An 18,082-nucleotide genomic window follows, 5' to 3' on the forward strand; every position below is an offset into this window, starting at 1 on the left:
ACCCTTAAGGAGAGTAGCAATGAAGAAACTTTTAGCGGCATTACTTGTAATGCTTGGCATTAATGCTATGGCTGATGATATCAACCTATGGCAAAAATCAACCCTCAACAGTATCGTTCAAAAAGGTGTTCTAACCGTTGGTTTGGAACCTGGTTATATGCCTTTTGAAATGAAAGACAAACAAGGCAATATCATCGGTTTTGACGTAGATATGGCAAATGAAATGGCAAAAGCAATGGGTGTTAAACTCCAACTTGTTCCAACCGCATGGGATGGTATCATCGCAGGTCTTTTAACAGGCAAATATGACATCATTATGTCTGGTATGACGATTACACAAGAGAGAAACCTCAAAATCAACTTTGCTGATCCTTACATCAGCGTAGGCCAAACAATCCTCGCACCTAAAAAACATGCTGGTAAAAAATGGAGCGATTTGGATAAACCAGAATACACTATCGTTACTAAAATTGGTGTAACAGGCGAAATTGCAACACGTAAAATGTTCAAAAAAGCAAAAATCAGAACCTTTGAAACAGAAGCTGATGCTGCACAAGAAGTTCTTAATGGCAATGCAGACGGTCTTGTTTATGACAAACCATACAACGCTATTTTCTTTGCGGAAAAAGGTACAGATAAACTTGTTCACTTAAGTGAAGAATTGACTTATGAGCCTCTTGGTTTTGCGATTCGCAAAGGTGATCCTGATTTCCTTAACTGGTTGAATAACTTCCTAAATCAAGCAAAAAATGACGGTACTTACAAAAAAATCTATGACAGATGGTTCACAGATTCTTCTTGGCAAAAAAAGGTAATGTAAGCAGTGGCAAAAGGAAAACAACATCTTTTGCACAATAAAGCATTCGGTCACGTAGTGGCCGTTGCTTTTTATGTTGCAGTTGGGTACTTACTCTTTGTGGCTGCGTCCAACATGAATTACATTTGGAAATGGACTAGTGTTCCAAAATACTTCGCGTATGAAAAAACAGATACGATAACTGCACCACTTGATGGAACAATACAAATCCGCGGAACATCTTTGATTATTCAAGGACGAGACGATAGTAAAGAGATAGAAATAGAAAAGGGTTATTCCCTTGACGTTAAAGATGGTGATAGTGTTTACGAACGTGATACTCTTGCTAAAAAAACATCAATGCACATAGGACCCTTACTTGAAGGTTTAATTGTTACACTCGAGATTTCAGGGCTTGCTGCAATTTTAGCCTTTTCCATAGGTTCACTTCTTGCTTTCATGCGTATTTCGAATTACCAGTTTTTAAAAGATATAGCGACTGTTTATATCGCAATTATAAGAGGAACACCTCTTCTGGTTCAAATTTTTATCTTCTATTTTATTATCGCTACGATATTTGAACTTGAGCGCTTTCTTGCAGGTGCTATCTCATTAGGGCTTTTCTTTGGAGCTTATATTGCTGAAGTATTGCGTGGAGCGATTCAATCTATCGATAAAGGACAGTATGAAGCTGCCAAATCACTCGGTATGAACTATACACAAACCATGATCTATATCATCATGCCTCAAGCGCTTAAACGAGCACTTCCTACCCTTGTAGGAGAGATGATAGCACTTGTAAAAGACTCTTCATTGGTTTCTGTTATTTCCATTACAGACCTTACAAAAGTAGGTCGTGAAATTGTTGCCAATACCTTTTCACCATTTGAAACATGGCTTATTATAGCAGCAGTTTATTTTGCAATTACATTTTTACTCTCAGTATTCGGACACAAAATCGAAATGAAAATGAAAAAACAAGGTGGTATGTAAGTCTTTGCTTACATACCCCATCATTACTCTACATACTCTTTTAACTCATTATTAAGATCTTCTAAAATCTCGTGCTCGCGTTTTGTAATGTAATGAAGTATCTTTTGGCTCATTGCACGATCGGGAAAAATACGCATGCAGTAACGATAAGAATCTTTGTACTCAATGATATTGATCACTTCGCCTTGCACTTCTATCTTTCTATCGCGATCAGCAGCCACAGAAGCGCTGTTAAGTTCAAATTCAATGAGAACTTTTGCACCTACAAACATTCCATTATTTTCGCTACTGACAACACCTAGTCCATTCATAGAAAGGTCATAAAGCCTTCCACTTGTTTGAAGATTGCCAAATTGATGTAGAAAAACTTTAGCAACAATATCAGGATGCACCCGAATAAACTCTCTTTGAAGTGCTGGCATATTGAGTAAATAAATAAAGTTGGTTAAGACCACGGTATTGGCTTGAAAATTATTGTAAACAATATCTGCTTTGAGGTGTTTACTAAAATGGTTATTTTTGACAATAAAAGCTTGCCCGTCTAACTTCATAGCAATTTCTTGCAACTTGTCTATTTTAAAAGTGACATTTTCACCTTCAATATCAAGAATTGTTGCTTCAGAACTAATCGGAACACCTTTATAAAGATTAAGAAAAATCACACTTTGATTTTCTTGTTTCATTTGATGAAACGTTTCAATAATGTTGTTAGTTGGAGAGAACATAATATCATTGCTAAAGCTGACATCCAATGCACTTGTAAAATTGCATACTTTAGGCGTTACCTCATCCTCAACGATATTGATAAACCGACTTATGCAACCTATTAGAAGTTCAACTTGTGAAGAAATTTCATGTTCATGCGAGAATGAAATATAATTTTCAATCAAATAAAATACGCTTCGATTGATAAGAAAACCAATCATAACTCTATCATATTGCATACGATCAAAAAGATTTTCTCTAAACTCACTAATGTCATAATCAGACTTAAACAAGGCATGATAAATACTAAAAGCGATCTCTTTTGACTCTTCTTTTGTAACTATCTTATCGTAGTTGACATACATGCAAGCAAAATAATCAACAAACTTCTCTTCAAACTCTTTTAAAAAAAGTGCCGACGTCGCTAAAAAGTCCTCTTTGTCACTTTGAGAAATAACTTCATTTTCCATCGTAGTGTCCATGATGATGATTTTGCATTGATTATATCATTTTTTATTTAGGAGGTATGAAATATCCAAAATAACTTCGGTACCTACATACTTTTGTGAATTGATGCGCATTGAAATTTTAAACTCATCGCAATACGCTTTTACCAAACTAAGCCCTATACCATAACCTTCTTTTGTCATATCCGCTTGGTAATAGCGATTAAATGCTAGAAAAAGCTCTGACTCACTCATCCCAACACCTTTATCTTTGATGCAAAGTTTATTTCCTTCTTGAAAAATACGAATTTCGGAATGATCTTGATTGTATTTAAGTGCGTTATGCAATAAGTTGGAAATGACTTTAGCAAAACCATGTTTATCAGCAAAAATTTCTACATGTAAAACATCACAAAGAATTAAAACACCCGAAGCCATCTCTTTTTGTTTTTCAACAACCTTCGAGATAAGCTCGTCTAAATAAAATTTTTCACGAACATCCGTTTGGATCTCTTTTTTAATGTAATAATCCACTTCTTTATAGAGTGCATACAAGTCTTTACTGGCTAGTTCAATACGCTCTAACCGTTTAAGCTTTTTAGCCTCTTGCTCATCGGCTTGAAGCATTTGAAGATTGGCATTGATCACTGAGAGCGGAATGTTGAGCTCATGCAAGGTGTCCTTGAGCAAAATATCAAGAAAACGGTTGGTTTTAAACAAGGAAGAAAGTGTATAAGAGACGATGAGATACCCAATGATTAAAGAAGTAGCAAGCAAAGTAACTATCACCCAAGCTTTGTTTTCTCCAGAGTATTCCCATAAGGCAACACCAAAGCCTGTTATAAAACATATAGCAATGCTGAATGCTACAATTGAGCGAATAAAAAAGATTTTATCGCTACTTCTCAAAACGATACCCAATTCCTCGAATATTTAAAATGCTATCTTTGCCAAAAATCTTTTTGAGATTATTGATATAAACCCTAATTGACCCCTCGTTAATCTCTTCACAGCTATTCCAAAGTCTTTCATGAATCATCTCTTTGGTGACCACTTTGCCTCGCTCTTTAACCAACAAATAAAGCAGTTCAAAATCTTTGAGATTGATGTCGAGCTCTTCTTGGTTGTAAAAAAGGCGTTTACGCGCAAGATTAAGCTTGTACGCATCATCAATATCAAGCCAATCATCCACGATTCCTTTTGAGCGCGCTAAAAGTGCTTTGATGCGCAATAAAAGCTCACCAAGATCAAAAGGCTTTTTAATATAATCATCGCCGCCTAGCATAAAGCCTTTAGTAAGGCTCTCTTGATCACTAAGCGACGTCACAAAAATAGCAGGAGTTCGATCTCCCGATACACGAAGTTCTTTTAAAAAATCAAACCCGCTAAGATCGGGTACTTTAACATCCAAAAGATAAAGATCATACTTGTTTTCATAGCATTGTTTGAGCGCCTCTTTACCACTTGAAACCAAAGTACATACATAGTCATGTTCGCTTAAAAAATCTTCCAAGGTTTGAAGAAGTAACGTGTTGTCTTCTAAAATAAGAATTTTATACGACATGTTTAATGCTCCAAGCGAGTGACTCGTTAGCAAACATAGGGACAACGTCACCATAACTGTGTGTTACAACAAATGGAGTATTCTCTAAGCAAACCTCTTTGTGTAGGGCTTTATAGTTATAAATTGTTTGTGCGTTGTTACTTACAAACGCTTGTAGAGAAGCTAATGCGTTATGTTTGTCAAACAACTCTACTAAAACTTGCAAAGCAATCGGTGCAGTAAAAACTCCCGCCGCACAACCACAACACTCTTTTTTATGAATCGGATGTGGTGCAGAATCACTTCCAAACATCACTTTGGGATGTGCTTTAAGGCTTACATGTAAAAGTGCATCACGGTCTTCATATCGCTTGGCAATTGGCTTACAAAAAAGGTGCGGTTGAAGCATACCGCCTGCAACATCATCTAACGTTATCAGGAGGTGATGTAATGTAATCGTTGCATACAAGTTTTCATATTTGTCCAAGAGATCAACACTCTCTTTGGTGGTGATGTGTTCCATTACGATTTTAAGCTTTGGAAAAGACAAAGCTAGACTTTCATAAATGGAGCCAAACTCTTTTTCTCTATCCATCACAAAACCATTCGTTTCACCATGTACACATAAGATGAGCCCTAGATCACTCATGGCTTCCAAAACAGAACGCAATGTCTCAATGTCCATGCTTGCCACGCCACCCTCAGAATTGGTGGTAATGCCTGATGGGTAGAGCTTCAACGCCTTTACATGTAAAGCTGCTTTTTCTAAAAATTCACGCGTATAATCCGAACGAAAAAAAAGTGTCATCAAAGGATCAAAAGCATTGTTGCCAATTGCACTTATAATGCGCTCTTTATAGGCAATAACCGCCTCAATGGTCGTAATCGGAGGAACAACATTGGGCATGATGATACCACCCGCAAAACTGTACGCACTTAGGGGTGCAACCACTTTAAGCATCGCTTCATCACGTAAATGTAAGTGCATATCTAAAGGAGAAATCAGAGTGTGGGTCATTACCAATGCCTTTTTAGTTTGAATTATATCAAAGCATCCCCAAAATGTTATACTTCCAAAAACAAAGAAGGCATGAGAAATGGAATATCGTTACATTGGGAAAAGTGGACTCAGAGTTACCCCTATTTGTATGGGTACCATGAGTTTTGGCAGCTGGAGCAGCAAGGCAGAATCATTTAAAATCCTCGACAGCGCGTATGATCGTGGCATCAACTTTTTTGATACGGCAGAACTTTACCCCGTTCCTCCCAAAGAGAGCTACGCAGGCATCACCGAAGAGATCATCAGCGAGTGGCTTGCCACAAAACCACGAGAAAGCATCATCCTTGCCACCAAAATCGCGGGTGCTGCGAACGGTTGGTTTGTACCACCTATTCGCCACGGATACACAGCGATCGATCGTTTTCATATTCAAAAAGCGGTTGAGGGAAGTTTAAAGCGTCTCAAAACAGATTACATCGACCTCTACCAAGTCCACTGGCCTGATGAAGTTGTACCCAAAGAGGAGTCTATGCGAGCTCTTGATGAGTTGGTCAAAAGTGGCAAAGTTCGTTACATCGGCACTTCCAATGACACCGCTTATGGACTAACGAAATCCAACACCATTTCTGGATACGAAAAGCTGGCACGTTTTGAGTCGATTCAAAACAACTTCTCGCTCCTCAATCCTCGCTTTTTAGATGAACTTGCCAATGTATGTCGCAAAGAGAGGGTTTCACTCCTTCCCTATTCACCTATCGGAGGCGGCGTTCTAAGCGGTAAATACAATCAAGCGTTCATCGACCCCAAAAGTCGTTTTGGCGAGTACCTTCATGCGGGAGAACCAAGACAAAAAGCCATGTATAACCGTTTTGTGAATGACAAAACGGTTACTGCGACAGCCAAATACATGGAAATTGCCAAAAAATATGGTATGAGTCCTGTAACGCTTGCTGTTGCTTGGAGTATGCACTTTGACTTTGTCGCTTCTACCATTATCGGTGCGCGTTATGCGACACAACTCGAAGAGAGCTTTAAAGCGCTTGAGATCAAACTATCGCCAGAGATTTTAAACGAATGTGAAAAGGTTCAAAAAGAGATTTTATACCCGATGGGATAAGTTTACATGTAAGGAAAAATCCTTACATGTAAAAAGAGTTTAGACTTTTGATTTAATGAATTCTGGGTAAGCTTCCAAACCACACTCTTCAAGGTCAAGCCCGACGTATTCATGCTCTTCATCGCTTCTAAGCCCAATAGCTTTTTTGATGATGACAAACGCGACATAAGAGACAGGGAAGGTGAAAAGTCCTGTAATTGCGATACCTTTAAGTTGCGTAAGCAGTGAAAAGTCAGCAAAAAGAGCAACCGCTATCGTTCCCCAAATGCCATTCACCAAGTGAACTGAAAGTGCGCCCACAGGATCGTCGATTTTAAATTTATCAAAAAGAGGAATAGCAAAAACAACCAATGCCCCACCAATGGCACCAATAACAATCGGCTCCCAAAGTCCAACAACATCAGCACTTGCGGTAATGGCAACAAGCCCACCGAGCGCTCCGTTTAAAATCATCGTAATATCAAGCTTTCGATACTGCGCATACACAATCACCGCGGCAATAATTGCACCCGAAAGCCCTGCGGTATTTGTGTTAACAATAATTAAGCCCACAAGGTCTGCGTTTTCAACGCTAGAGATGTGAAAAGCACTTCCGCCATTAAAACCAAACCAACCGATCCAAAGAAGCATTGCACCCAGTGTCACTAACGGAATGTTTGAAGCGGGGATAGCGCGAACTTGACCATCTTTGCCGTATCTACCTCGACGTGCTCCTAAAACTAAGATACCCGCAAGGAGTGCCCAACCACCCACTGAGTGAATCACAGTACAACCTGCAAGGTCATGCACCTCTTTTAAAAATCCACCGCCCCAAATGGCATTGCCCACTACAGGATAAATAAACCCGCTCATTAAAACTGCAAACATCATAAAAGGAACAATGCGAATGCGCTCACTCACACCACCACTCATAATGGAAACGGTTTTACTTACAAATGCCATTTGAAATAAGAAATAGGCATAAGGACTGTATCCATCTGCAACCACGCCCTCAAGGAAGAAGCCGCTTCCTCCAAACATAATGTTATAACCCCAAAGTAAAAAAACAAAAGAGGTGATAGCATAAAGCATGACGTTGCCAGTAAGTACAGCAGAAACGTTTTTGCTGCGCACAAGTCCTGCTTCAAGCATAGCAAAGCCTGGAACCATGAAGATAATTAAAACAGAAGCAAAAAGCAAGAAGAAAGTGTCAATAACATACTGAATGTGAGATTGATCCATTACATGTAACCTTTGTGTGAAATAAAGTGTAACGGATAATTGTACAAAAAAGAGGAAAAGCTTTGTGATTAAATTTTAATCACAAAGCTTAAAGTTTAGATAGCGTCTTCGTTCTCTTCACCAGTTCTAATACGAATAATTCTTTGAATATCGCTCACAAAAATCTTTCCATCACCGATTTTACCGGTCTTTGCAGCTTCTGAGATCGTTGCAATGACTTTGTCTACATTTTCATCAGCAACAACAATGTCTAACTTAATTTTTGGTAAAAAATCTACCACATACTCAGCACCCCTATAGAGTTCAGAGTGTCCTTGTTGTCTTCCATAGCCTTTTACTTCATGAACCGTCATACCTGTCACTTCAATACTAGCAAGTGCGTCCTTAACTTCTTCAAGTTTAAAGGGTTTAATAATCGCTTCGATCTTTTTCATGGCTTTTCTCCTCTATTATTTCAAAATTGGGCTATTTTACCTTAAATTATTTTAAATACGCTTTGATAATTTTTTGTGGCTGCATTGGCATGTCTCTACCATCAGTTGTAACATTTTCAAGCTTACGAACAACGTCCATTCCTTCAATTACTTCACCAAAAATAGTATGTCTACCATTCAAATGCGGGGTAGGGACAGTAGTGATAAAAAACTGACTTCCATTGGTATTGCGACCTGCGTTTGCCATTGCTAAGATACCCGCTTTGTTAAACATAACATTGGGTTTAAACTCATCTTCAAACGGTTGCCCATAAATAGACTGACCACCACGACCTGTTCCCGTTGGATCTCCACCTTGAATCATAAAGCCTTTAATAATTCGGTGAAAGGTAATACCATCGTAATACCCTTTTTTAACCAATCCTTCAAAATTCTCACATGCCTTAGGAGCAATCTCCGGCTTGAGTGCAAAAACAATTTTTCCTTGTGTAGTTTCAAACACCACTTCACTTGCCATAAGAGCACTAAACAGACCTAAAAATAGAACTAAAATCACTTTTTTCATTTACTAATCTCCAATGAGTTTTGTATTTCGGAAACGATACATTTTATTTTTGACTTTTTCTAAAATACCTACTTTAATAAGCTGTTGAAACATGTGTACAACAGTAGGCTTACTCACGCCAATATTATCAATTATATCTTGGTATGAGCCATTAAAAATCTTGTTTTCATCTAAGTGGTTAATGATGTATTTTAAAATCTCAATCTTTTTACCACCAATAAGTGCGGCAAGTCCCTCAACAATAAAAGAACACCCTTGCAACTCTTTATTGTGTAGTTTTGGAAGCATCACGGTGTAAATATTGCTAATCAAATCTTTCACATTAATCGGTTTCATGATAAAACCATCCACTTTAAGCGTAATCGCTTCGATAAGATACTCTGTCTCCGTAAATGCCGTTGTAATAATGACAGGAATATTACGGTTGTGCTCTTTTTTGAGCTTTTTAAGCATCTCGATGCCATTCATCACCGGCATCAAAATATCAGTCACAATAATATCCACATCTTTTTCAAGAGCAATTTTTAGCCCCTCTTCGCCATTAGATGCCAAATACACCTCTTTGACAAAATCCTTTAAAATCATCTGTGTTTGCATTTGCACCGATTTTTCATCTTCTACATATAATACAACACAGTCTTTTAACCCGTTAAAATCCATGTTATTTGTCCTCCTTTTTATCAAGTGGTACTAAAATAGTTATAATCGCACACTTATCATAACGTTTTCCATTCTGGAAAACATAGGCGATATTTGTGCCACTAATACTTCCTCTCATCTGCTTTTCAATAATTTGCTTGGACATATAAAGCCCTATGCCCGTACCTGAAGATTTATGTTTCGTTGTAAAATAGGGTTCAAACATCCTATCTTGCACCTCATCACTAATCCCACCGCCATTGTCTATAACACTAATAACCGCATTACTCGCCTCTTTTCTAATAACAACTTCAATCAATTTTTCGGCCATGCCTCGTTCTTCAAGTACATCTTTAGCATTGGAGAAAAGATTCATAATGACTTGTGAAAATTCATTGGGATAGCCACTAATTTGAACATCTTGAGTGCAATTTAAAAATATCTCAATTCCTGATTTTGCATAATATTCTTGCACCAATTTTAAACTATAAAGTACCGTTTCTTTAACACTAAAATGCTCTTCATTGTGGTTCGGTTTAAAAAAATTACGAAAATCATCAATCGTATGTGACATTAAAGATGCCAGTTGAATTCCTTCATTAACTTGCTTATCGATAAATTCATCACTCAGCTCCATCCCTGCCATACGCTTCATCTGAAAGCTTTGAATAATCAGCACGATTGCATTAAGTGGCTGACGCCATTGATGTGCAATATTACCAATCATTTCTCCCATGGAAGCAAGCCTTGATTGGCGAAACATGATCTGATCTTTTTGACGACTCTGCTCAACTTCATACTGAACTTTGAGCTCAAGATTACGGTTAAGTTGTTGTAATTCGTGTGTTTTTGCATCGACCATTTTGGCAAGTCTAGCGTGAAGTAAACGAATATTTTGCAACAATACAATCGCTAAAAGTGCCGCAAAAGCAATTGTGCCAAGCGTGGCTACAACAATCCATTCAAAGGTATTATCATATACTTTTTCAGTACGCGAATAGCCCTCTTTGGCGCCATCAAGATTAAGGTTAATAAGTCCTGTAAGATCGATATTGATGGAATAAACACTCGGATAAAGCTCGTTTTGGAGCGTATCAATCGCCTTATGCGCTTGTTTAGTCTCAAAATAACTGAACATTTTAAGCAAGATACCATCAATCGTATGAATCTTTTGTTCAATCTTGGAAGTTAAAATATCATCTTCTTTGGTTTTAAAAAATGGCTTATGGCTTTCATTCATCAAGCCCCAAGAGCGTGCCAATTTAATTAACCAATCACTCTCGTCAATGCCTAAACTATTTTTATACTCTTGAAGTTCTATCTTAATAAGCTCTTGTGCTAACGCTATGACTACTTTCCCATCTTTATCGCTAATGGAGCCTTTTTCAATATCGCGGATTGTGTCTAAGATATTAACCGTGTAAATATCTTTAAGATTTTCAAGCCGAATTGTAGGAAGCATTCGTTTGGTGTATAAAATATCGAAATTGTTTTTGATACGATTGATACTCATGTGAGCAAAACTGCCAATAAAAAGCATGCCAACGACCATAATCAGAAAAAGAAGCGTTGTCTTTTTCGCAATAGTCATCTCATCAATGCTACCCATAAAATCGTTCAATGGACTAGTGCTCATCATTTCGTCCTACGGAGAAGAAGTCATCATCGACATATTCACTTAAATGTACACGATGCAAGCATTTACAACGCTCATCTCTATTTTTTGAAATAACATTTTCATCCAATGTCTTGGAAAATGTGCCTAAAGCTTTGATAAATTCTTCTTTAGTAAACTCTTTTCCTAGACTTTTAAAGACTTCAGCTATCATACGCGCTGCAAAATAGCCCTCCAATGAAACATGACTAAGTTCTTCTTTGGGATAGTATTTACGCATCAAAATACGATAATTTTCAACTTCATCCACCTCCGATGTCCAAGGAGACGGCACAACTTGCGCAAAAGTAATACCCTTACCATCGCCTTTTAAAAAATCGATCAATGGCTTTGGTTCCACAAAAGAAAAGAGTCCAAAGTGAATCTCTTTACGGATTTTGGTACTTTTACGTGCTCGTTTGATAAACTCGGCTACAGGAGTGGTAGATCCAATCATTAAAATGACTTCTGGATTACACTGTTCAATCTCATATAACGCATTACCTACTGAAAGCGTATTGCGTTTATAACTTCCTTCACCTACAAGAACCAAATTACGTTTAGAAAGAGCACTTTTTACACCATTAAGACCTGTTCTTCCATAACTATCATTTTGATAAAAAAGTGCGAACCGCTTATATTTAAGGTCTTCGGCGTAGTACTGTACAAGCTTTTCGATCTCATCAAGATCGCCAGCCCTAGCATTAAGTACGATGGGATTTGGAGGATTACGTAAAAATTCTGCACCTGAATACGCACCTACAAAAGGAATACGCTTTTCAATGGCAATGGGGAAAACAGCTTCCGTTACGGGTGTACCAATAATGCCAAAAAGTGCGAAAATTTTCTCTTTTTTTATGAGTTCATAGACATTTTCAACAGCGATTTTAGGTTCATACCGATCATCTTTGGCAATAATTTCTATTTTTCTTCCATAAACGCCGCCATGATCATTAAGATTTTGCAGATAAATCTCCGCTCCTAATAAAAATTGATTTCCAACACTATTGAGCCCACCACTAAAAGGTCCGCTCATGCCTAAACGAATAGTATTCCCCTCAAATTTAGTATTAGAGATGTAATAAGGCAACAGAAAAATAGATACAAAAAGGATAACTGCAATGAGTTTACGCATCTTTTTTTAGCTTTCTTTAGACTTTAAACACTATGATGGCATAGGCTATAAAAGAAGTCTCTGTATATTTTGCAGATATAATATCAATTATTTTTTATAAAAATGCTTAATTAGTAAAAAAATATTTACTTAACCGATCTTTTCAGAAAAAACTAAAGAGAGTTAAAAAATGAAATGTAGAATTTGCGATTTTGATACAAAACTCTTTGAAGATACACAACTAAAAAAACACTATTTTCACTGTTCAAAGTGCCAGTGTATAAGCCTTGACCCTACCTATTACCTCTCTTTGGAAAAAGAGAACACGCTTTACAATAATCACCAAAATTCGCTTGAAAATCAGGGCTATGTACAGATGTTTGAAGATTTTTTAGATTATTTTTGGGAAGATCTTACATGTAAAGAAAAATCGCTCGATTTTGGGTCAGGACCAACGCCGGTTTTAAGCCAATTACTGACACGAAGAGGTGTCAAGGTTGATTGTTATGATAAATTTTACCAGCCTATAAAATGCTATGAGCATCAAACCTATGACCTCATCACGTCTACTGAAGTGTTTGAGCATTTAGATGATCCAAAAGAGACATTGAGGCTTTTAGCCAAGCATCTTAACCCCAACGGTGTGATTGCATTAATGACCTTGTTTCATAGTAATGACGAAGCTCATTTTTTAACATGGTGGTATCGAAGAGATCCAACACATATTATTTTTTATACGCCAAAAACAATTGAAGTATTGGCGCAACAATGTGGATTAGAAGTTGTTAGAACGGATGGTAAACGAATAGCAGTCTTAAAAAAAAGGTAGCGATGGGTGTCGCTACCTCGACTTTGAACTTTTAATGCTTATCTATAAGAACGGTAATAACCGTCGTCATAGTGATGATGATGGTGACGTGGTGGGTCAACATATATAACCCTCTCTTGCACATACACAGGTTCTCTATATACCACAGTTGGTCTAGGTTCATAATATACAGGACTTTCAACGTAACGTGTTGGTTGTTGCGATGCATTAATCAAACTACCTAACAATACCACTGCACCTGCACCAAGAAGAGCACCCTTTTCTCTATCGCCCATTGCATGAGCGCTTGTGATGCCACTGAAGACTAACACAGTTGAGATTAATAGTGTTTTTACGATTTTCATCTGGGACTCCTTTCCTTTTATGAAGAAATCCTAACGCAAAATCGTGAAGTCTTTGTGAATTCAATCTTTTAAATTTTCGCGTACCTCTAAAAAAGCATCTAGATGCTCAAAGAAAATATCAACCAATTTTGGATCAAACTGTTTCCCTCTCTCCTCTTGAAATAAAGCAAAGATTTTTTCATCATCCCATGCTGGCTTATAAACCCTCTCACTTCCAAGAGCATCAAAAACATCTGCTAACGCTGTAATGCGCCCATAAATATGAATATCTTCGCCACTTTTTTTATCAGGATACCCTTTACCATCATAACGTTCATGGTGCTCTTTAGCCACAATAGCTGCCATTTTGAGAAGTTCTCTTTGTGAATGTTTGAGCATTTCATACCCAAGCATTGAGTGCGTATTCATGATCTCACGCTCCTCTTCATCAAATCTTCCAGGTTTATTTAAAACACTATCGGGAATACCGATTTTCCCAATATCATGCATTGGGGAAGCAAGTTTAAGCATTTCAGCCTCTTCTTCATCAAGCCCATAATACAAAGCAAGTATTTTAGTGTACTCAGCAACACGCTTGACATGATTACCCGTCTCTTTAGACCGTGTCTCGCCAATAGAGCCCATCGTAAAAAGAACCTCTTTTTGCGTATCTTCTATCTCGCGATTAAGGGCATTAACCTCTTCTAAGCCTTCTGCTATCTTTGCTTCAACTTCATCCATTGTAAGAGAAACATTGCGAGAAACTTTGATGGCAAGAAAAACGATAAAAAGAATGGTCACCATTCCTACAAAAAGCTGAATTAATCGCATCTGATCAAGGAAACGACTCGAGAGTTCAGCGATCATCTCTTCCAAAGAAACACTGACTTTTTTATTGTCATCCAAGACTTCAGAAGCTTGATCAATGGTTGTGTTTTCAATCAACTTTGTCTCTTCGATTTTTATTGCTTTTTCGGCAATAGTGCGTACAACTTCCTTATAGTGAATTAGATTTTCATGCAGATCGCCACTATCGTTTTGCGTTGCCTCAATGAGTTTATCAATAGGCACAAGCCATTTCTGCATTGTGGCATCATTACCATGTTGATAAAGCATCTCTTTACTGTAATAGCGAAGGTCGCTGAGTGCTTTGATTTGATCAATACGATTATTATGCAAAATATGATCTTGAATTTCAACGCGTCTATTATTTTCTTGTGGATAAAGCGTGTTAAATACACTTACATATTCTAATTTTTCACGTTCAAGTTTAAAAATTTCATCATACATAAGTTCAAGGCGATGCTCATTCGTATAAAGATCATTAAGATAATTTTTGATTGTTTTATCTTCTTGTATATTGGGTAGCAATGTACTAAGAAGATAATGTTTCTTGTGTTGGGATAACATTTCGCGTAAATCTTCAAAATGTTTTTCATACGTAACAAACTCTGTATGTAATTGCTCTAATTTTTTAGCTTCAGTCGTTTTTGTACTTTCAAGAATAATGTCATTCATGCTCTCTTGCATAAGAAGAATCGAAGAGATACTCTCTCTAAAATTGCTATTTTCTTTGATTTGATAGGTAATCACAACACTAATTAAACCCAAAAAAAGCAACATTGCTATAATTAAAACGAAACTAAGCTTTACCTTATTGCGAATATTCATGCATTATCCTTCATTGATAAAAGAAACTATTTTATCACAGTTTTTGTATCCATTTCCAGTAAAAACCAAAAACAAGGAAAGCGACACCTAATCCACACGTGATCTGCCACAAAAATACTCCCCACTCAAACAATGCTCCAATGGCAAACGAGACGAGTGTACTCATTCCCATAAAAACCATATCGTTATAGGCAATTACTCTGCCATAAAATGCACTATCGGTTTCATACTGTAAAATCGTGTACGTATAAGACCATAATGTTGTGGTAAAAAGTCCGCAAAAAAGAATACCAATGAAACTCAGATAAAAATCATACTGCAATACACCCCACACTATGATGCTCACTCCTTGCAAAATGAAAAGATAAAAAAGGCTCTGTTTGTTAATATGACGACCAAGAAGAAATTGCCCTAAAACTAACGAAAGAGCACGTGAAGCATTGATAAATCCCATGACCAACGAGATCGATAAAAGATGTTTGTATTGATGGTCGGCTAAAAGGGCAATGAGAGCATCATAAGCTGTCAATCCTACACTGGCATGAAGAAAAATAAGATGCATGATCTTGGGATTTTCTCGCAAATAAGTAAACCCACTCCAAATCATCGCCTTTACATGTAAAGCATGTTTACTTACAAGAGAAGGAATATCTAAGCCCAGAAGCATGTAAAAAGCGATCGCATAAAAAAACATATCGGCGATAAATGCGCTAGTCGTTCCAAAATAGTGAATATAAAAACCTGCTACTGCCATTCCAAACGCATACGAAGTTGACCAGATGATTGAGTGAATTTCATTGGCAATTTTCAACTCTTCATCGCTCAAAAGTTTAGGCAAAAGTGACATCTCGGTTTGAAAGTAAATACTTCCCGTTCCCATACGAATAAATATAAGCCCCAAGAGTACCCAAAGAGCATCCAAAGAAGTAATAAACATTAACCAAAACACCGTAAAAATTTCAATAAGCGTTAAAAAAAGCATAAATTTTTTGGTATCTACTTTATCAATAATGGCACCACTAAACGGGGCTAAAAGCATCGAAGGTAAAAAGGTAAATCCCGCTGCTGCGCTGAGTGCCCAAACAGGAGCTTCAAGGTTAATAAGTAATGTATAAATCGCCATATGACTAAACCATGCACCAAAATAGCTAATAAGCTGGATAATACTTAATCGGCGGAGCGTCGCATTAGTGCGCAACAACTCTCTGTAAAGGTTCATTTTTACTCCTAGATTCTTTCGTCACCATTGTAGCGCTTTTCATTAATAATTATGGGCTTTTTTTTATGCTACAATAGTAGCTTGATCTAATAAACCTAATAAAAGAGGAGAAGTTGATATGAAAATCTCAACAAGGATTTTAATCTCACTCATACTATCGTTGGTAGTTTTGGGCGCTTGTATCATCAGTATAGCGTATACCAATACCCAAAAAAATGCGAAAATGTTCATTTCTGAATATGAAAAAGATGCTTACGCGTCTCACGAAGATGAACTGAAAAATATCATGATCATCATGAAACAAATGGCTCATGCAATATATAAAGTAGAAAAAGCCAAAGGAACCTCTGATGAAAAGATCAAAGAAACCATTTTGGCACAATTTGACGCATTGCGTTTCTTTGATGATAAAAGTGGTTATATCTTCGCTTATCAATATGATGGTGTCAATGTTCTCTACCCTACCAATAAATCTTTACAAGGTACAAATCTTATAGGGCTCAAAGATGCTAATGGGGTCTATCTTATTAAAGAGCTTATTGAAGCGGCTCAAAAAGGTGGTGGGCTTGTAAAATACAGCTTCCCAAAAGTAAAAGATGGTAAACCGCTACCAAAGTTCTCGTATGCCCTTTCATTTGAGCCCTATAACTGGATGATAGGAACGGGTATCTATGTTGATAACGTGGAAGAAGAAGTTGCAAAACTTCAAAAAAATATTGATGCCAATACAGCATCTCAAATCCAGTCGTTTCTTGTAATCTCAATCGTGTTGCTATTGCTTAGTATTATTGCTACTTTATTTATTATTAAGAAGACTATTTCTAAACCATTGGGCGATCTTATTCACCGTGCCGATAATCTCTCTAGTGGCGATGGTGACCTCACACGTAAACTTGAAGTCATAGGCAATGATGAAATAGCTATTGCAAGCAGCAGTATTAACCGTTTTATTGAAAAAGTACGTATTCTCATCAGCGAAGCAAAAAACCTCTCTAATGAGAACTCTTCTATTTCGCATGAACTCTCTTCTACCTCTTTAGAAGTAGGTCGAGCCGTGGAAACATCTATGCAAATTGTTGGAAATACGACTTCCAAAGCCCATCTTTTAAAAGATGAACTGGTTGAAGGCATTACGGAAGCAAAAGAAGGAAAAACAGAACTTCTCAAAGCTAACGATTATCTCAAAGACGCTAACAACGCCATTTTAGCTCTTACCAATGATATTCAAAGCAGTGCTGCAACCGAAATAGAACTTGCAGGAAAAATTCAACAACTCAGTCATGATGCGGAACAGGTTAAAGAAGTTTTAGTTGTCATTGGTGACATTGCCGATCAAACCAACTTACTTGCTCTTAATGCGGCTATTGAAGCAGCAAGGGCTGGGGAACATGGACGAGGCTTTGCGGTTGTTGCTGATGAAGTAAGAAAACTTGCAGAACGTACCCAAAAAAGTCTTCAAGAGATCAATGCCACGATCAATGTTATTGTTCAAGCCATTGTGGATAGCAGCGATCAGATGACCGCTAACTCAAAGAAAGTAGAGTCTTTAGCAACCACAGCGAGTGATGTTGAAACAAAGATCAACAACATGTTCCATGTTATGGGTAATGCCACTAAAGTTTCCGATAAGACAACCGAAAATTATCTTAAAACGGGTACCGACATTGAGTCTATGATAGATGATGTAGCACAAATCAATGACATCTCATCTCAAAATGCCAGAAGTGTTGAAGAAATTGCTAGTGCGGCTGAACATCTGAGTCGTATGACCGAAACACTCAACCTCAAACTCTCTGAGTTTAGAACTTGATGA

The 18,082-nt window shown here is 37.4% G+C and carries 18 protein-coding genes; 5 read left to right on the forward strand and 13 right to left on the reverse strand.

The window, feature by feature from the left end; genetic code table 11:
* Nucleotides 1–19 precede the first annotated feature (19 nt).
* Nucleotides 20–820 (forward strand): transporter substrate-binding domain-containing protein, encoded by an 801-nt coding sequence (locus N0B29_RS03645; RefSeq protein WP_263832322.1) that lies wholly within the window; start codon nt 20–22, stop codon nt 818–820.
* Nucleotides 821–823: 3 nt separating this feature from the next.
* Complete coding sequence (locus N0B29_RS03650) at nt 824–1,789, forward strand: amino acid ABC transporter permease (protein ID WP_263832323.1); 966 nt, start codon at nt 824–826, stop codon at nt 1,787–1,789.
* Between the two features lie 23 nt (nt 1,790–1,812).
* Here N0B29_RS03650 and N0B29_RS03655 read toward each other — a convergent pair whose 3' ends face one another.
* From N0B29_RS03655 to pyrC, 4 genes are read right to left on the reverse strand one after another with little or no spacing between them, the layout of a single operon-like run.
* The gene (locus N0B29_RS03655) at nt 1,813–2,964 is read right to left on the reverse strand and encodes a PilZ domain-containing protein (protein WP_263832324.1); all 1,152 of its coding nucleotides are present in this window, start codon (nt 2,962–2,964) and stop codon (nt 1,813–1,815) included.
* 36 nt (nt 2,965–3,000) lie between these two features.
* Nucleotides 3,001–3,861, reverse strand: a complete 861-nt coding sequence (locus tag N0B29_RS03660) for a sensor histidine kinase (RefSeq protein ID WP_263832325.1) — start codon at nt 3,859–3,861, stop codon at nt 3,001–3,003.
* Nucleotides 3,839–4,504, reverse strand: a complete 666-nt coding sequence (locus N0B29_RS03665; RefSeq protein WP_263832326.1) for a response regulator transcription factor — start codon at nt 4,502–4,504, stop codon at nt 3,839–3,841. Before N0B29_RS03665 ends, N0B29_RS03660 begins: the two co-directional genes overlap by 23 nt.
* Nucleotides 4,494–5,501 (reverse strand): dihydroorotase, encoded by a 1,008-nt coding sequence (pyrC, locus tag N0B29_RS03670; RefSeq protein WP_263832327.1) that lies wholly within the window; start codon nt 5,499–5,501, stop codon nt 4,494–4,496. The genes N0B29_RS03665 and pyrC overlap by 11 nt, the downstream gene beginning before the upstream one ends.
* 79 nt (nt 5,502–5,580) lie before the next feature.
* On the opposite strand from pyrC, the gene N0B29_RS03675 reads away from it, so the two are divergent.
* The gene (locus N0B29_RS03675) at nt 5,581–6,600 is read left to right on the forward strand and encodes an aldo/keto reductase (protein WP_263832328.1); all 1,020 of its coding nucleotides are present in this window, start codon (nt 5,581–5,583) and stop codon (nt 6,598–6,600) included.
* A 39-nt stretch (nt 6,601–6,639) separates the two neighbouring features.
* Here the strand turns inward: N0B29_RS03675 and N0B29_RS03680 are convergent, their stop codons facing one another.
* From N0B29_RS03680 to N0B29_RS03705, 6 genes are all read right to left on the reverse strand, one after another.
* The gene (locus tag N0B29_RS03680) at nt 6,640–7,821 is read right to left on the reverse strand and encodes an ammonium transporter family protein (RefSeq protein ID WP_263832329.1); all 1,182 of its coding nucleotides are present in this window, start codon (nt 7,819–7,821) and stop codon (nt 6,640–6,642) included.
* A 95-nt stretch (nt 7,822–7,916) separates the two neighbouring features.
* Entirely contained in the window at nt 7,917–8,255 is a 339-nt protein-coding gene (locus N0B29_RS03685) for a P-II family nitrogen regulator (protein WP_263832330.1), read from the reverse strand.
* Between the two features lie 46 nt (nt 8,256–8,301).
* Entirely contained in the window at nt 8,302–8,820 is a 519-nt protein-coding gene (locus tag N0B29_RS03690; protein ID WP_263832331.1) for a peptidylprolyl isomerase, read from the reverse strand.
* A gap of 3 nt (nt 8,821–8,823) precedes the next feature.
* A complete protein-coding gene (locus N0B29_RS03695) occupies nt 8,824–9,480 on the reverse strand; it encodes a response regulator transcription factor (RefSeq protein ID WP_263832332.1) in 657 nt (218 codons plus the stop codon).
* 1 nt (nt 9,481) lies between these two features.
* Complete coding sequence (locus N0B29_RS03700; RefSeq protein WP_263832333.1) at nt 9,482–11,095, reverse strand: sensor histidine kinase; 1,614 nt, start codon at nt 11,093–11,095, stop codon at nt 9,482–9,484.
* Nucleotides 11,085–12,248, reverse strand: coding sequence for an ABC transporter substrate-binding protein (locus N0B29_RS03705; protein ID WP_263832334.1), 1,164 nt, complete (start codon nt 12,246–12,248; stop codon nt 11,085–11,087). The genes N0B29_RS03700 and N0B29_RS03705 overlap by 11 nt, the downstream gene beginning before the upstream one ends.
* Nucleotides 12,249–12,417: 169 nt before the next feature.
* Here N0B29_RS03705 and N0B29_RS03710 point away from each other — a divergent pair, with 169 nt between their 5' ends.
* Nucleotides 12,418–13,056 (forward strand): class I SAM-dependent methyltransferase, encoded by a 639-nt coding sequence (locus N0B29_RS03710; protein ID WP_263832335.1) that lies wholly within the window; start codon nt 12,418–12,420, stop codon nt 13,054–13,056.
* A 38-nt stretch (nt 13,057–13,094) separates the two neighbouring features.
* Here N0B29_RS03710 and N0B29_RS03715 read toward each other — a convergent pair whose 3' ends face one another.
* The 3 genes from N0B29_RS03715 to N0B29_RS03725 are packed head-to-tail and all read right to left on the reverse strand — an operon-like array spanning nt 13,095 to nt 16,269.
* Nucleotides 13,095–13,400: a hypothetical protein gene (locus N0B29_RS03715; RefSeq protein WP_263832336.1), complete on the reverse strand. Its 306-nt coding sequence runs from the start codon at nt 13,398–13,400 to the stop codon at nt 13,095–13,097.
* 60 nt (nt 13,401–13,460) lie between these two features.
* Nucleotides 13,461–15,050 (reverse strand): HD-GYP domain-containing protein, encoded by a 1,590-nt coding sequence (locus N0B29_RS03720; protein WP_263832337.1) that lies wholly within the window; start codon nt 15,048–15,050, stop codon nt 13,461–13,463.
* Nucleotides 15,051–15,084: 34 nt separating this feature from the next.
* Nucleotides 15,085–16,269 carry an MFS transporter gene (locus N0B29_RS03725; protein WP_263832338.1) on the reverse strand — a complete coding sequence of 395 codons (1,185 nt, stop codon included), beginning with the start codon at nt 16,267–16,269 and terminating at the stop codon, nt 15,085–15,087.
* A gap of 118 nt (nt 16,270–16,387) precedes the next feature.
* Between N0B29_RS03725 and N0B29_RS03730 the strand changes: the two genes are divergently transcribed.
* Entirely contained in the window at nt 16,388–18,079 is a 1,692-nt protein-coding gene (locus N0B29_RS03730) for a methyl-accepting chemotaxis protein (RefSeq protein ID WP_263832339.1), read from the forward strand.
* The last annotated feature ends 3 nt before the right edge of the window (nt 18,080–18,082 follow it).

This window comes from Sulfurospirillum oryzae, assembly GCF_025770725.1.
Lineage (GTDB): Bacteria > Campylobacterota > Campylobacteria > Campylobacterales > Sulfurospirillaceae > Sulfurospirillum > Sulfurospirillum oryzae.

Excerpts from the sequence above, each read along its gene's own strand:
- N0B29_RS03645 (WP_263832322.1), top strand. The coding sequence starts at position 20 with ATGAAGAAACTTTTAGCGGCATTACTTGTAATGCTTGGCATTAATGCT.
- N0B29_RS03655 (WP_263832324.1), bottom strand. The coding sequence starts at position 2,964 with ATGGAAAATGAAGTTATTTCTCAAAGTGACAAAGAGGACTTTTTAGCG.
- N0B29_RS03665 (WP_263832326.1), bottom strand. The coding sequence starts at position 4,504 with ATGTCGTATAAAATTCTTATTTTAGAAGACAACACGTTACTTCTTCAA.
- pyrC (WP_263832327.1), bottom strand. The coding sequence starts at position 5,501 with ATGACCCACACTCTGATTTCTCCTTTAGATATGCACTTACATTTACGT.
- N0B29_RS03675 (WP_263832328.1), top strand. The coding sequence starts at position 5,581 with ATGGAATATCGTTACATTGGGAAAAGTGGACTCAGAGTTACCCCTATT.
- N0B29_RS03680 (WP_263832329.1), bottom strand. The coding sequence starts at position 7,821 with ATGGATCAATCTCACATTCAGTATGTTATTGACACTTTCTTCTTGCTT.
- N0B29_RS03685 (WP_263832330.1), bottom strand. The coding sequence starts at position 8,255 with ATGAAAAAGATCGAAGCGATTATTAAACCCTTTAAACTTGAAGAAGTT.
- N0B29_RS03690 (WP_263832331.1), bottom strand. The coding sequence starts at position 8,820 with ATGAAAAAAGTGATTTTAGTTCTATTTTTAGGTCTGTTTAGTGCTCTT.
- N0B29_RS03695 (WP_263832332.1), bottom strand. The coding sequence starts at position 9,480 with ATGGATTTTAACGGGTTAAAAGACTGTGTTGTATTATATGTAGAAGAT.
- N0B29_RS03700 (WP_263832333.1), bottom strand. The coding sequence starts at position 11,095 with ATGAGCACTAGTCCATTGAACGATTTTATGGGTAGCATTGATGAGATG.
- N0B29_RS03705 (WP_263832334.1), bottom strand. The coding sequence starts at position 12,248 with ATGCGTAAACTCATTGCAGTTATCCTTTTTGTATCTATTTTTCTGTTG.
- N0B29_RS03710 (WP_263832335.1), top strand. The coding sequence starts at position 12,418 with ATGAAATGTAGAATTTGCGATTTTGATACAAAACTCTTTGAAGATACA.
- N0B29_RS03715 (WP_263832336.1), bottom strand. The coding sequence starts at position 13,400 with ATGAAAATCGTAAAAACACTATTAATCTCAACTGTGTTAGTCTTCAGT.
- N0B29_RS03720 (WP_263832337.1), bottom strand. The coding sequence starts at position 15,050 with ATGAATATTCGCAATAAGGTAAAGCTTAGTTTCGTTTTAATTATAGCA.
- N0B29_RS03725 (WP_263832338.1), bottom strand. The coding sequence starts at position 16,269 with ATGAACCTTTACAGAGAGTTGTTGCGCACTAATGCGACGCTCCGCCGA.
- N0B29_RS03730 (WP_263832339.1), top strand. The coding sequence starts at position 16,388 with ATGAAAATCTCAACAAGGATTTTAATCTCACTCATACTATCGTTGGTA.